A 12,407-nucleotide genomic window follows, 5' to 3' on the forward strand; every position below is an offset into this window, starting at 1 on the left:
GATTAAGCGCGGGGCACGTAAACTCAGCGGAGTCGACATCCACAGCGGAGCGAGCATGATTGAACTGAACACGGAACGGCTGGCGGGCATTCAGGTGCTGCACGCCGCGCCTGCGGGCCAGCGCGAAGCGGCGCTGCCGACGGTGCTGCTTTACCATGGCTTCACCTCCTCTAAAGAGGTCTACGCCTATCTGGCGGTAGCGCTGGCGCAGGCGGGATTTCGCGCCGTAATGCCCGACGCCGATCTGCACGGGGCGCGCGACAACGGCAACGACGCGGTGCGGCTTTCTCGTTTTTGGCAGATTCTGCAGCGCAATATCGACGAGATGCCGCAGCTGGAGAACGCGCTGCGCGCCGCGGGTCTGGTCGACGGCGACCGCTTCGCCGTGGCGGGCGCGTCGCTGGGCGGCATGACCGCGCTGGGGGCGATGGCGCGCTATCCGCAGATCCGCAGCGTCGCCTGCCTGATGGGATCGGCTTACTTTATGCGGCTCAGCCACGCGCTATTTCCGCCGGTAAGCGTCAGCTCCCCTGAGGATCGGGCGCAGTTCGATCGGCTGATGGCGCCGCTGGCGGCCTACGATCCCAGCGAAAAGCTGGACGCGCTGGCGAACCGGCCGCTGCTGCTGTGGCACGGCGAAGCGGACGACGTGGTGCCTTTCGCGGAGACCGCGCGGCTGGTGGAGGCGCTGCAGGGGAGCGGGCAGGCGGACAAGATGACCTTCTTCGCGGAAAAAGGCATCAGCCACAAAATCACCCCTTTCGCGCTGCGCGCGCTGGTGGATTTCTTTAAGCGGAATTTATGACGCAGCCGGGCTGGCGGCGCGCCGTCAGCCCGTTGCCCTGCAGAGATCACAACTGATTCGATAATCGCTGCGCCGCGCTGGTTGTTGCGCTGGCGTGCGTATTGCCCGGCGCGTCCAGTCGATTGACGTAGACATAGCCTGAGGCCGCTTTGCTGCTGTTACTTCTTATCTGCTGCGCACAGTCAGTCTGGCTGGCAAGGGCGGGTGGAGACAGGAAGAGACCCAGTAAAGTGGCGATGACGAACGTTTTCATGCCCGACTCCTCACTGATGGGAACACACTCTGCGACGCTGCTGATTAAAAAAGCGTCGTCATGGTTAATTTTAGCGCGCCGCGCCGCCAATGCCAGACGGCGGCGTTGAACGCCTTCATCAGGAAAATTGATAAAGGGCCGCGCAACCCGCTGAATCTCATGCCTTAGCACGGAAAGCCGCTTTAATTGCCATTTAATGAAATGTGCGCTTGAGTTTAGCGTCCTGCGTCAGTATGATTACGCGTCAATTTTTCAGCTGCATTCAGGGGCGCGTTACATTCAGCGAATGTTTCACGACCTATAACGTTCCTTGCTTCCGTGGGCCGCAGCTGACCCTGACAGGAGGCTGAATAATCCGTAAGGAGCAATTTCGATGCGTCATTACGAAATCGTATTTATGGTCCATCCTGACCAGAGCGAACAGGTTCCGGGCATGATCGAGCGTTACACTGGTGCTATCACTGGTGCAGAAGGCACGATTCACCGTCTGGAAGACTGGGGCCGCCGTCAGCTGGCTTACCCGATCAACAAACTGCACAAAGCTCACTACGTTCTGCTGAACGTAGAAGCGCCGCAGGAAGTGATCGACGAGCTGGAAACGAACTTCCGCTTCAACGACGCCGTTATCCGCAGCATGGTTATGCGCGTTAAGCACGCGGTAACCGAAGCATCTCCGATGGTTAAAGCGAAAGACGAGCGCCGTGAGCGTCGTGAAGATTTTGCTAACGAAACCTCTGACGAGTCAGATGCTGGGGATTCTGAAGAGTAATCATCCGTGACGGCCAATCGACTGCGCCTGTCTGGCACCGTGTGCAAGACGCCGGTTCGAAAAGTGAGCCCGTCAGGAATTCCTCACTGTCAGTTCGTGCTTGAGCACCGCTCAGTGCAGGAAGAAGCCGGTTTCCACCGGCAAGCCTGGTGCAGAATGCCCGTGATTATCAGCGGCGCGCTTCATCAGGAGATTACTCAACATATAACGGTCGGCACGCCGCTCATTCTCGAAGGCTTCATTAGCTGCCATCAGGCGCGAAATGGACAGAGTAAAATGGTGCTGCATGCCGAGCAGATTGAATTGATAGATTCTGGAGACTAGCCAAATGGCACGTTATTTCCGTCGTCGCAAGTTCTGCCGTTTCACCGCGGAAGGCGTTCAAGAGATCGATTATAAAGATATCGCAACGCTGAAAAACTACATCACTGAAAGCGGCAAGATCGTACCGAGCCGTATCACCGGTACTCGCGCAAAATACCAGCGTCAGCTGGCTCGTGCTATCAAGCGCGCGCGTTACCTGTCTCTGCTGCCGTACACTGATCGTCATCAGTAATCGGCAACTGTCCATTAACGACTTTAAGAGGATAAGGTAATGCAAGTTATTCTGCTTGATAAAGTAGCAAACCTGGGCAGCCTGGGTGACCAGGTCAACGTTAAAGCGGGCTACGCGCGCAACTTCCTGGTACCGCAGGGCAAAGCTGTCCCGGCTACCAAGAAAAACGTTGAATATTTCGAAGCTCGCCGCGCTGAACTGGAAGCCAAACTGGCTGACGTTCTGGCTGCTGCCAACGCACGCGCTGAGAAAATCAATGCACTGGGTTCAGTGACCATCGCCTCTAAATCAGGCGACGAAGGTAAACTGTTCGGTTCTATCGGTACTCGCGACATCGCTGACGCTGTAACTGCGGCTGGCGTTGAAGTGGCTAAGAGCGAAGTTCGTCTGCCGAACGGCGTTCTGCGCACCACCGGTGAGCATGAAGTTGACTTCCAGGTTCACAGCGAAGTTTTCGCTAAACTGGTTGTGAATGTAGTTGCTGAGTAATTTTACTCGGTAATGCGAAAAAGCCGGCCTTGCGCCGGCTTTTTTGTTTTTGCCGCACGGCTACTGCGCGCGAATAAAGCTGCCGTCCGGCTGACGCGTAAAGAGCACCGGCCCGCTGGCGCCGTCCACGGTCAGTCCCGTCACCACGCCCTGCGCATTTTGTCGAATCTTCACCTGCTGTCCGCTCTGCAGCGCACTCAGCGGCTGATCGCTGCCCTCGACGCGCGCCATGGCGAATACGTCGCCCACCGGCAGATTATTGTCGCGAAACAGCTGCGCCAGCGTCTGGCCTGAGGCGATGGTATAGCTGCGCCACTCACCCTGAGAATCCGCTTTCGGCGGCTGCGCATTTTGCTGCGGCGCTTTCTGGTCGTAGATCTCCGCCTGCATTGGCACCTCTTTTTCGCCGCCAGCCGTCTGCGGACGCTCGACAGGGTACTGCGGCGAGCTGGAGGGCCACAAAAACGCCAGCAGCATCACCAGCAGGGCGATAACGATGCCGCGCCGGTGCGCGGGCGGCAGCGGGGACATCCAGCGGATAGTATCCGTATAGTGCCAGACCGTGCTGAGCCAGGCGGGCAAGCGGGAAGGCGCCTCTGAAGCCATTCGTGAATCCTCCTCATCGCCAGCGGCGCGCGACGGTTTAGCAGGCCGCCAGGCGAAGCGTTGGCGCAATGTGCGCAAAGTGCGTGGCGCGCGTGTCCTGCGGCGTTGTGGGGCGATTTGACCCATGTATCTTCTCTTCTTTCAGTACGCTGCCGAGGTTGCCCTCGTCCAGAGTTATAGTATGGGCAATACGGGCGCGACGTGCCTGTCAGCCTCAAGAAATATGACCTGCGTATTGTTTCTGTTTCACCGCCAAAAGTCACCTGCGCGGCGCGGGATTTTACGCCAGCGGCCCGCGCTGCTATGCTGCCGGTTCAAATTAGCGAAAGAGACAGGTATTAAGATGACGACCCCTTCATTCGACAGCGTCGAATCACAAGCAAGTTACGGAATTGGTTTACAGGTTGGCCAGCAGTTGCTCGAGTCCGGTCTGCAGGGACTTCAGCCGGAAGCGCTGCTCGCGGGCCTGCGCGACGCGCTGGAAGGGAATTCGCCGGCCGTGCCGGTCGACGTCGTGCATCGCGCGCTGCGTGAAGTGCATGAGCGCGCGGAAGGCGTACGTCGCGAGCGCGTAGAGGCGATGGCTGCGGAAGGCCAGACTTTCCTGGCGGAAAACGCGCAGCGCGAAGGCGTTAACAGCACCGAGTCGGGCCTGCAGTTCAGCGTGATCAAGCAGGGCGACGGTCCGATCCCGTCACGTCAGGATCGCGTGCGCGTGCACTATACCGGTAAGCTGATCGACGGCACGGTATTCGACAGCTCGGTGGCGCGCGGCGAACCGGCGGAATTCCCGGTGACCGGCGTGATTGCAGGCTGGATTGAAGCCCTGACCCTGATGCCGGTCGGCTCGAAATGGGAGCTGACCATCCCGCACAATCTCGCCTACGGCGAGCGCGGCGCAGGCGCATCGATTCCGCCGTTCAGCACCCTGATCTTTGAAGTTGAGCTGCTGGAAATCCTGTAATCTCGATCGGCGGCTTAGCTGACTCTCTACAGGTTTGTAAAAACGAAAAGTGAAGCGCCAGCAATGGCGCTTATTTATTCTTTTTATCCGATGCGCAATAGCCAGAATGCCCGTCAGCCACGGCTAAAAAGAACCGATCCCTTTTTCTACTCGATAAAGGTCAGATGCTGCGCATCGACTTTAGTGTTGAAATCATCACGATCGATCTCACCGGTAATGCGTACCTTTTTGCCCACGAGCTGGCCATAGTCATCATCTACGTAAACACGTATCCGTCCCGTCTCATCAGAGAGCCAGTATTCATCCTCATCACCTGTTTTTTCCGTAATGCGCCCTTCCAGAACAATGCGGGCGGCATCGCTTTTTGCTTTCGCTTTAGCGACCGTAGAAACATCTACGCTGCGAGCATGCGCGGCCGACCCTATGCAGAGCAGCGAAAGCGCGATAATCAGCATTAGTTTTTTCATACTACCCCCTGAGATAATTAATCTGTTTCCACCTTTTATTCAAAACTGTCGTTTCACATTTTCTCCTTATCTCATATTAATTTCCCTCTTTGCCTTTTTGCAGGGTGTTGTCACCGGCTAAAAACATATTTTTATTATATTGCCGACGACTATTTTCAATGATTCTTTTGACTTTTTTCAGGATGAAACGCTCTACGGGCTCTTCTGGGGAAAGAGTGTAGGTCCTGGTGATGATATCAAGCCGGAAGTCCGGGTGGTATTCAGTGTTATATTTAACGTAGGTTTTTATAACCAGCAGCCCTTCATGAGATAAGGTGACATCATCAATGGTTCCTTTCATGTTATAAGGCACTTTATATTCTGCGAATTTATCAATAATGCTCTTTTTCAATGCTTCAGAGATAACCAGATCATAGTCATAAGGATTAATACCCTTTAACGCCAGCAGTTTCTGTATGGTCACTCTCAGCTGGACGGTTTTTCGTTACCAGGGAGATGTCCAGCATTTTACTTTCGGTATAGATTACACCGAGATTAACATGCTGTGCAGGGGTCGCGATGACCTGTCCCTTCTGACGGCTTCCGGCTGGCTGGAAAATAATGCCCTGTTCAATCAGCGCGGCATAGATAAGCGAAAAGCCGATGATGACCGCTGCGCCCAGAAGGGCATACAGGATGGTTTTCTTCATTTACTCTCCATGTTATTAAGTGATATTGCAGGCCTCGATAGCGACAGAGGCAACAGATAATCCCGCCTGCTGAAAATATTAAAGACAGGCTTTTATCAGAAAAGGAGTTTCACGTGCTAAAAAGGACGAAAAAAAGCATTATCATACCGGCATCATTGTTTATTATTATCATATTCCTGTTGAATGTCTGTTACACCATCAACGAAGGTGAAAGGGGCGTGCTATTACGCTATGGAAAAATAGTCAGGGTTGCCGAACCTGGTCTGGGATTTAAAATTCCCTGGGTTGAGGCGGTTCAAAAAATCCCTCTGCAAAAAAACAGTATGCTTTTTAAAGATATTCAGGCTTACAGCCAGGATCAGCAACCAGCGACAATGTCTGTCTCAGTCAACTTCCATGTGCCCATATCCGCGGTCAAAAATCTGTATATCTCCTATTTGACGCTTCATAACTTAAAAAATCGCTTAATAGCCAGAAAGGTGCCTGCGCAGGTCGAAATTATTTTTGGTCAATATAATGCGATTAACGCTATTCAAAATCGTGAAAGACTGATTCAGGATGTGTTAAACGCGCTGCGTACCTCGATTATCGGACCCGTGATGATTGATAGCGTGCAGATTGAAGGCATCAACTTCTCTGCAGATTATGAAAGTTCGATTGAAGAGCGAATGAAAGCAGAGGTGGCGATCGCAACGAACAGACAGAATCTGGAAACCACCAAAATTGAAGCGCAGATTGTCATCACTCAGGCGCAGGCTAAGGCGGAGAGTCTGCTTGTGTCTGCTAAGGCGGATGCAGAATCAATCAGGCTAAAAGGCGCTGCGGAAGCTGACGTTATCCGACTGCGGGGAGCTGCGCTGCAAAAATACCCTGAGCTTATTCGACTGACCACAGCGGAGCAGTGGAATGGCAAACTACCTGAAACGATGATCCCAGGAGGGAGCGTGCCTTTTATCTCTACGCGGTAAGGCTAACAGGCAGGCCAGCCATTCAATCGCCTGCCTGTCAGGCTTCAGGCCGTCAGCCAGCAAAAAAGCTGAGGCGCGCCGCCTGAAAATATCGGCGCGCCGACAGCGGCTATTTTTTCTGTAAGTCGACTTTCCACAGCGCAAAGCCGATCTCATCGCTGCCCTGCGGCTGCATCGGATAGCGCGCATGGCTGCGAATAAAGGCGGTCGCCTTCTCGCCGGGCGCGGTTTCAAAGCGAATATCGAGCGGAATGCTGCTCTCAATCGGCGCCAGCCGCCAGTTATTGTCCGCCTGCGGACGCACTTCGCCCTGTTTTTTGCTCTCGGCGCTGATATAGGCCGCGACTACCGCGCGGTTCTCATCGGGCGAGGCGAAGGCGATAAAGCGATCGCCGGTGCCGGCGAACTTGCCGCCGTAGGCGCGATAGTTATTGGTGGCGACCAGGAAGGTGGCGTGCGGATCGACCGGCTTGCCCTGCCAGCTCAGATTTTTAATGCGCGACGCATCTGGATGGATCAGCTGACATTCGCCGTCGTAGCGGGCCGGTTGGGTGACGTCGATCTGGTAGTTAACGCCGTCGATCACGTCGAAATTGTAGGTGCGGAAATCCCAGTTGATCAGCGACTGAGGATCGCGGCGCTGCGGATCGATCTGGTTGAACTGGCCTGCGGCGCACTCCAGCCACTCTTTCACCTGCGCGCCGCTGACTTTCATCACCACCAGCGTGTTGGGATAGAGATAGAGATCGGCGGCGTTGCGGAAGGTGAGTTCGCCTTTCTCCACTTCAGTATAGCTGGCCGGATCGTTCTTGCGCCCGCCCGCCTTAAAGGGCGCGGCGGCTGAGAGCACCGGCAAATGGCCCAGATCGGGGTCGCCCTGAATAAAATGCTCTACGTAGGCGCGCTGCGCGTTATTGACGATCTGCACGGTCGGATCGTCCTGCACCAGCGAAAGATAGCTGTACATCACGTCCGCCGACTTGCCGATCGGCTTCGCCACAAACTCGCGCGTGGCGCGGTGATCGTCCGCCAGCACCTTCACCAGCGCCGGATCCTCAGCCGCCAGCGACTTTTTCTGCGCCGCATCGTAAATCGGCCGCGCTGCCGCTTTGCGATCGCTGACCTGCCAGCGGCCAGCGTCATTGGTCAGTACCAGATCCACCACGCCGAGATGATCGCCCCACATGCCGGGCATTACCGCCGCAACGCCGTTCAGCGTGCCTTTCTCGATATCGGCTCCTTTGATGGCGGCGAACTCCTTGCCGGGAAAGACGGCGTGCGCATGGCCAAAAAGAATCGCGTCGATGCCTTCAACCTGGCTGAGGTAGTAAACCGAGTTCTCCGCCATGGCATGGTAAGGCTCGCTGCTGAGGCCGGAATGGGGGATAGCCACCACCAGATCCGCACCCTGAGCGCGCATCTGCGGCACATAACGACGCGCGGTTTCGGTGATGTCTTCGACGCGCACTTTGCCCTGCAGGTTAGCTTTGTCCCACACCATAATCTGCGGCGGCGCGAAGCCGATAAAACCGATCTTCAGCTGCTGCGGCTTACCGTCGCGATCCGTCACCTCAACCGTCTTGATCAGCCAGGGGGTAAACATCGGCCGGTTGGTCTGGAGATCGATGATATTGGCGTTCACGTAGGGAAAACGCGCGCCCGCCAGCGCCTTGCGCAGGTAGGGCAGGCCGTAGTTGAACTCATGATTGCCGAGGTTGCCGACGCTGTAGTCCAGCGTATTCATCGCCTTGTAGACCGGATGGATCTCGCCCTGCTGCAGGCCTTTCGCCGCCATATAGTCGCCGAGCGGGCTGCCCTGAATAATATCGCCGTTGTCCACCAGCACGCTGTTCTTCACCTCCTGACGCGCGGCATGGATCAGCGACGCGGTGCGCACCAGCCCGAACTTTTCGGTCGGGGTATCTTTGTAGTAGTCGAAATCCATCATGTTGCTGTGCAGATCGGTGGTTTCCAGCAGACGTAGATCAACGGTGGCGGCGTGCAAACTCAGTGAGAGACTCAGCGCCAGAAAGGTCATAGTCGGTTTAAACATGCGTGCTCCTGCTGCAAAAAGTTAAGTCTCTCAAATTAATGTAAAAGAATGATGATGTGTCAGAGGATTACGTGATGGGTTTAACGTTTTGCGCGTTGAAAAAGCTGAAAAGCGTGCGGCATGGCGGCGGGCCTCAATCTATGGTATTGATATTGTTAAAATATTGAGACTTTAGCGCCTGGAAGGCCGGGCGGAAGCGCAGTAGCTGCTAAAATTTAACCAAAGTAGCGCACGATCGCCTCGTGCGGCTGCCACCGAAAAGGAGGTGAAAAATGTTAGAGCAAATTTGCCAGCTGGCGCGCGAAGCGGGCAGCGCGATCATGCTGATTTATGAAAAGGAAACGCCGGTAGACGTTTCCCGCAAATCCGACGACTCCCCGGTGACCGCTGCGGATATTGCCGCGCACGATATTATTCTGCAGGGGCTTAAACAGTTAACGCCGGAAGTGCCGGTGCTGTCGGAGGAAGATCCCCCTTCATGGAGCGAGCGCCAGCAGTGGCAGCGCTACTGGCTGGTCGACCCGCTCGACGGCACCAAAGAGTTTATCAAGCGTAACGGCGAGTTTACCGTCAATATCGCGCTGATCGATCAAGGCAAGCCGGTGCTAGGCGTGGTCTACGCGCCTGCGCTCGGCGTGCTTTACGCGGCTGCAGAAGGCAAAGCCTGGAAAGAAGAGGGCGGCAACAAGACGCAGATCCACGTGCAGGAGGCGCGGCCGCCGCTGGTGGTGGTGAGCCGTTCTCACGCCGACGAGGAGCTGAAAGAGTATCTCAAGCAGCTGGGCGAACATCAGACCGTCGCCATCGGCTCCTCGCTGAAGTTCTGCCTGGTGGCGGAGGGCAAGGCGCAGCTCTATCCGCGCTTTGGGCCGACCAACATCTGGGATACCGGCGCGGGGCACGCCGTCGCCGTGGCGGCCGGCGCGCACGTTCACGACTGGACAGGCAAAACTCTGGATTACGCGCCGCGTGAATCCTTCCTTAATCCGGGATTCCGCGTCTCGCTGTTCTGATCAAGAAGGGAGGCCAGCGCCTCCCTTTTTTCAGGATTTAAGCAGCGTCCGAACCAGGCTAATCACCTGCATCACTTCCTCCTGCGTCAGCGCGCCGTCTTTCACGAAGCGCACGCGGCCGCTCTTATCCAGCACCACAATCGCCGAGCCGGCGTCCGCCAGCTGCCATGCGTGCTTTACGTTGCCTTTGCTGTCGACGATAAACTGCGACCAGGGATACTGCTTTTTATTGCTCTCAATACTGCTGCGCACAAACATCCCGGTGCCGGGAATGGCGTCGTCGGTATTAACGATGGTGGTGGTCTGGTAGCGATCGTGCGGGAAGGCCGCGGCTTTAATCGCCTCAATCACGGCGGCGTTCTTCTCTTTCGCGGAGGATCGCCCGGCGATGTGCTGAATCACGCGCACCTTGCCAGCGAGCTGCGCGCTGTTCCAGCGCTGGTAGCGGAAATCATCCTGTTGATAGAGCAGCTCTCCTTTATCCTCGACGCCAACCGCGGGCACGCGCTGGTCTTGTTTCAGGCTGTGAGCGAAAACGGCGCCGGGCAAGAGAACCAGCGCTAACAGAGTGCAGGCGAGTCGCATTATCAGTCTCCTCGGTGATCGGACCAGTTGGTCATTTTTCTGCAATAGTAAGCGGGGATGATGCGCCTGTCTTGTTAAGGTGTCAGGTTTGCTATGTATGCCACAATCTCTTAACAAGTTTGGATTTATACTGTGTTGGTAAAGCGACATAACAGACTATTCTGTAATGATGTGTCAATTCAGTAAAAAAGTTCAGTTTTCGGAACATTACCCCAGTGGAGTGTTCTATAGTTTACCGGCACTTTGCGCTTCATGGGCTCGTACCGAACTTGGCAACGGCGAAGCGTATTTATAAATGTACAGGAGTTAGACAGCATGAAGATCTTCCAACGCTATAATCCATTGCAAATAGCGAAATACGTAAAAACGCTGTTCAAAGGACGGATGTATATCAAGGACGTTGGCGCGTTCGAATTCGACAAAGGAAAAGTGTTGATTCCGCGCGTAAAGGACATTCAGCATCTGAGCGTGATGTCCGAAATTAACCGTCAGGTGCTGCGCCTTCAGGCGGAGTTCAACTGATAAAAAAGGGCGCCGACGGCGCCCTCTGATTTTCTACTCTTCAGCTTCCGTGGCTTTCGCCACATTCAGCACCGGCGGACGATCGTCAATCCGCGTCACCAGCAGCTGATCGATACGATAACTGTCGATATCCACCACTTCGAACTTAAACCCGGCGAACTTGACGAAATCGGTACGTTTCGGGATCTTGCGCAGCATATACATCATAAAGCCGCCGATGGTTTCGTAGTTGCCCGACTGCGGGAATTCGTCGATATGCAGCACGCGCATCACGTCGTCGATCGGCGTGCCGCCCTCTACCAGCCAGGAGTTCTCGTCGCGCGCCACGATCTGCTCTTCCAGCCCCTGGCCCACCAGATCGCCCATCAGCGTGGTCATGACGTCGTTGAGGGTGATAATGCCCACCACCAGCGCGTATTCGTTCATGATCACCGCGAAGTCTTCGCCGGCGGTCTTGAAGCTTTCCAGCGCTTCGGAGAGGGTCAGGGTATCCGGCACGATCAGCGCGGCACGGATCTGCACGCCGCTGTTAAGCGCCATACTCTGATTGCCCAGCACGCGCAGCAGCAGCTCTTTGGAGTCGACATAGCCGACGATATGGTCGATATCGCCGTCGCACACCAGGAACTTCGAGTGCGGATGCTCGGCGATTTTGGTCTTCAGCGTGGTTTCATCTTCACGCAGATCGAACCAGACCACGTTTTCGCGCGAGGTCATCGACGAGGGCACGGTGCGCGACTCCAGCTCGAACACGTTTTCGATCAGCTCGTGCTCCTGCTTACGCAGCACGCCTGCCAGCGCGCCCGCTTCCACCACCGCGTAGATATCGTCGGAGGTGATATCGTCTTTACGCACCATCGGCAGCTTAAAGACGCGGAAAAAGACGTTCGCCAGGCCGTTGAAGAGCCAGACCAGCGGACTAAACACCAGCAGACAGAAACGCATCGGGTTGATGATGCGCAGCGCCACCACTTCCGGCGCGATCATGCCGACGCGCTTCGGCGTCAGATCGGCGAACAGAATAAAGAAGCTGGTGACGATGATGAAGGAGCAGATAAAGCTGAGCTGGTCGGCGAGCGCCGGCTCCATAAAGCGGCTAAAAAGGCTGCTGAAGGCGGGCGAAAAGGCCGCATCGCCGACGATACCGCCGAGGATAGCCACCGCGTTCAGGCCGATTTGCACCACGGTAAAGAAGGTGCCAGGCGTTTCCTGCATCTTCAGCACGCGCTGCGCGTTGATATTGCCTTCGTCGGCCAGCAGTTTGAGTTTGATCTTGCGGGCGGCCGCCAGCGAGATTTCCGAGAGAGAGAAAAAGGCGCTGATCACGATCAGCAACAATATGACAAGCAAGCTATCTAACATAGGGTTTCCAAAGGGTTATCCACTTGTCATTTTTGGCCTGGGCAGCGCGCCTGAAAGGCGTACCGATCGTACTCACCTCATCGTCTGGGCTGTCCGTGCCAAAAATGTCTGCGCCTTATCGACGATGCGAAGCAGCGCCGGGGCAGAAATAGAGCAGGCGAAGCCTGCGCCGCTGATTATAGCAGCAGCGCCCTCAACGCCGCCAGAGTTCGCAGCAATGCCGTTGAGCTCAGATTAATCCGAGTGGCGCGCGCATCTGTTGCGCAGCGGTTGTATCGCTCCGGCCATTTGCCGACAATAGTGGGC

General features: G+C 55.8%; 17 protein-coding genes. 9 read left to right on the forward strand and 8 right to left on the reverse strand.

From position 1 onward, the window contains the following. Positions 1-55 precede the first annotated feature (55 nt). Positions 56-805, forward strand: coding sequence for an esterase (gene yjfP / locus AC6I7Z_RS02180; protein WP_497812980.1), 750 nt, complete (start codon positions 56-58; stop codon positions 803-805). A gap of 46 nt (positions 806-851) precedes the next feature. Here the strand turns inward: yjfP and AC6I7Z_RS02185 are convergent, their stop codons facing one another. Next, positions 852-1,058, reverse strand: a complete 207-nt coding sequence (locus tag AC6I7Z_RS02185; protein ID WP_497812981.1) for a hypothetical protein — start codon at positions 1,056-1,058, stop codon at positions 852-854. Positions 1,059-1,431: 373 nt separating this feature from the next. Here AC6I7Z_RS02185 and rpsF point away from each other — a divergent pair, with 373 nt between their 5' ends. From rpsF to rplI, 4 genes are read left to right on the forward strand one after another with little or no spacing between them, the layout of a single operon-like run. Then, the gene (gene rpsF / locus AC6I7Z_RS02190) at positions 1,432-1,827 is read left to right on the forward strand and encodes a 30S ribosomal protein S6 (protein WP_033754871.1); all 396 of its coding nucleotides are present in this window, start codon (positions 1,432-1,434) and stop codon (positions 1,825-1,827) included. Positions 1,828-1,833: 6 nt separating this feature from the next. After that, positions 1,834-2,151, forward strand: coding sequence for a primosomal replication protein N (gene priB, locus AC6I7Z_RS02195; protein WP_497812982.1), 318 nt, complete (start codon positions 1,834-1,836; stop codon positions 2,149-2,151). 4 nt (positions 2,152-2,155) lie between these two features. Continuing rightward, positions 2,156-2,383 carry a 30S ribosomal protein S18 gene (gene rpsR / locus AC6I7Z_RS02200; RefSeq protein WP_000135199.1) on the forward strand — a complete coding sequence of 76 codons (228 nt, stop codon included), beginning with the start codon at positions 2,156-2,158 and terminating at the stop codon, positions 2,381-2,383. 39 nt (positions 2,384-2,422) lie between these two features. After that, entirely contained in the window at positions 2,423-2,872 is a 450-nt protein-coding gene (gene rplI / locus AC6I7Z_RS02205) for a 50S ribosomal protein L9 (protein WP_033754882.1), read from the forward strand. A 60-nt stretch (positions 2,873-2,932) separates the two neighbouring features. On the opposite strand, the gene AC6I7Z_RS02210 is transcribed toward rplI, so the two are convergent. Then, the gene (locus AC6I7Z_RS02210; protein ID WP_497812983.1) at positions 2,933-3,478 is read right to left on the reverse strand and encodes an OapA family protein; all 546 of its coding nucleotides are present in this window, start codon (positions 3,476-3,478) and stop codon (positions 2,933-2,935) included. A 343-nt stretch (positions 3,479-3,821) separates the two neighbouring features. On the opposite strand from AC6I7Z_RS02210, the gene bamJ reads away from it, so the two are divergent. Then, a complete protein-coding gene (gene bamJ / locus AC6I7Z_RS02215; protein WP_033754889.1) occupies positions 3,822-4,442 on the forward strand; it encodes a BamJ family beta-barrel-assembly machinery protein in 621 nt (206 codons plus the stop codon). 146 nt (positions 4,443-4,588) lie between these two features. Here bamJ and AC6I7Z_RS02220 read toward each other — a convergent pair whose 3' ends face one another. From AC6I7Z_RS02220 to AC6I7Z_RS02230, 3 genes are all read right to left on the reverse strand, one after another. Next, entirely contained in the window at positions 4,589-4,909 is a 321-nt protein-coding gene (locus AC6I7Z_RS02220; RefSeq protein WP_497812984.1) for a NirD/YgiW/YdeI family stress tolerance protein, read from the reverse strand. Between the two features lie 76 nt (positions 4,910-4,985). Further along, positions 4,986-5,372, reverse strand: a complete 387-nt coding sequence (locus AC6I7Z_RS02225) for a hypothetical protein (RefSeq protein WP_497812985.1) — start codon at positions 5,370-5,372, stop codon at positions 4,986-4,988. Further along, positions 5,335-5,598, reverse strand: a complete 264-nt coding sequence (locus AC6I7Z_RS02230) for a hypothetical protein (RefSeq protein WP_497812986.1) — start codon at positions 5,596-5,598, stop codon at positions 5,335-5,337. Before AC6I7Z_RS02230 ends, AC6I7Z_RS02225 begins: the two co-directional genes overlap by 38 nt. A 113-nt stretch (positions 5,599-5,711) precedes the next feature. On the opposite strand from AC6I7Z_RS02230, the gene AC6I7Z_RS02235 reads away from it, so the two are divergent. Further along, complete coding sequence (locus tag AC6I7Z_RS02235) at positions 5,712-6,566, forward strand: prohibitin family protein (protein WP_497812987.1); 855 nt, start codon at positions 5,712-5,714, stop codon at positions 6,564-6,566. A gap of 109 nt (positions 6,567-6,675) precedes the next feature. On the opposite strand, the gene AC6I7Z_RS02240 is transcribed toward AC6I7Z_RS02235, so the two are convergent. Beyond that, entirely contained in the window at positions 6,676-8,619 is a 1,944-nt protein-coding gene (locus AC6I7Z_RS02240; protein ID WP_497812988.1) for a bifunctional 2',3'-cyclic-nucleotide 2'-phosphodiesterase/3'-nucleotidase, read from the reverse strand. Positions 8,620-8,891: 272 nt separating this feature from the next. On the opposite strand from AC6I7Z_RS02240, the gene cysQ reads away from it, so the two are divergent. Further along, complete coding sequence (cysQ, locus tag AC6I7Z_RS02245; RefSeq protein ID WP_497812989.1) at positions 8,892-9,632, forward strand: 3'(2'),5'-bisphosphate nucleotidase CysQ; 741 nt, start codon at positions 8,892-8,894, stop codon at positions 9,630-9,632. 30 nt (positions 9,633-9,662) lie between these two features. Here cysQ and AC6I7Z_RS02250 read toward each other — a convergent pair whose 3' ends face one another. Then, positions 9,663-10,217 (reverse strand): YtfJ family protein, encoded by a 555-nt coding sequence (locus AC6I7Z_RS02250; protein WP_497812990.1) that lies wholly within the window; start codon positions 10,215-10,217, stop codon positions 9,663-9,665. A gap of 315 nt (positions 10,218-10,532) precedes the next feature. On the opposite strand from AC6I7Z_RS02250, the gene AC6I7Z_RS02255 reads away from it, so the two are divergent. After that, positions 10,533-10,739, forward strand: a complete 207-nt coding sequence (locus AC6I7Z_RS02255; protein WP_033754894.1) for a DUF1107 domain-containing protein — start codon at positions 10,533-10,535, stop codon at positions 10,737-10,739. Positions 10,740-10,772: 33 nt separating this feature from the next. Here the strand turns inward: AC6I7Z_RS02255 and paeA are convergent, their stop codons facing one another. Next, the gene (gene paeA, locus AC6I7Z_RS02260) at positions 10,773-12,101 is read right to left on the reverse strand and encodes a polyamine export protein PaeA (protein WP_033754895.1); all 1,329 of its coding nucleotides are present in this window, start codon (positions 12,099-12,101) and stop codon (positions 10,773-10,775) included. Between the last annotated feature and the right edge of the window lie 306 nt (positions 12,102-12,407).

The sequence above is a fragment of the Pantoea sp. X-Soil-MYKO-1289 genome, assembly GCF_059730625.1.

What these genes read in the sequence shown, in the direction of transcription:
- yjfP (WP_497812980.1), top strand. Translation starts at nt 56, where the DNA reads ATGATTGAACTGAACACGGAACGGCTGGCGGGCATTCAGGTGCTGCAC.
- AC6I7Z_RS02185 (WP_497812981.1), bottom strand. Translation starts at nt 1,058, where the DNA reads ATGAAAACGTTCGTCATCGCCACTTTACTGGGTCTCTTCCTGTCTCCA.
- rpsF (WP_033754871.1), top strand. Translation starts at nt 1,432, where the DNA reads ATGCGTCATTACGAAATCGTATTTATGGTCCATCCTGACCAGAGCGAA.
- rpsR (WP_000135199.1), top strand. Translation starts at nt 2,156, where the DNA reads ATGGCACGTTATTTCCGTCGTCGCAAGTTCTGCCGTTTCACCGCGGAA.
- rplI (WP_033754882.1), top strand. Translation starts at nt 2,423, where the DNA reads ATGCAAGTTATTCTGCTTGATAAAGTAGCAAACCTGGGCAGCCTGGGT.
- AC6I7Z_RS02210 (WP_497812983.1), bottom strand. Translation starts at nt 3,478, where the DNA reads ATGGCTTCAGAGGCGCCTTCCCGCTTGCCCGCCTGGCTCAGCACGGTC.
- bamJ (WP_033754889.1), top strand. Translation starts at nt 3,822, where the DNA reads ATGACGACCCCTTCATTCGACAGCGTCGAATCACAAGCAAGTTACGGA.
- AC6I7Z_RS02220 (WP_497812984.1), bottom strand. Translation starts at nt 4,909, where the DNA reads ATGAAAAAACTAATGCTGATTATCGCGCTTTCGCTGCTCTGCATAGGG.
- AC6I7Z_RS02230 (WP_497812986.1), bottom strand. Translation starts at nt 5,598, where the DNA reads ATGAAGAAAACCATCCTGTATGCCCTTCTGGGCGCAGCGGTCATCATC.
- AC6I7Z_RS02240 (WP_497812988.1), bottom strand. Translation starts at nt 8,619, where the DNA reads ATGTTTAAACCGACTATGACCTTTCTGGCGCTGAGTCTCTCACTGAGT.
- cysQ (WP_497812989.1), top strand. Translation starts at nt 8,892, where the DNA reads ATGTTAGAGCAAATTTGCCAGCTGGCGCGCGAAGCGGGCAGCGCGATC.
- AC6I7Z_RS02250 (WP_497812990.1), bottom strand. Translation starts at nt 10,217, where the DNA reads ATGCGACTCGCCTGCACTCTGTTAGCGCTGGTTCTCTTGCCCGGCGCC.
- AC6I7Z_RS02255 (WP_033754894.1), top strand. Translation starts at nt 10,533, where the DNA reads ATGAAGATCTTCCAACGCTATAATCCATTGCAAATAGCGAAATACGTA.
- paeA (WP_033754895.1), bottom strand. Translation starts at nt 12,101, where the DNA reads ATGTTAGATAGCTTGCTTGTCATATTGTTGCTGATCGTGATCAGCGCC.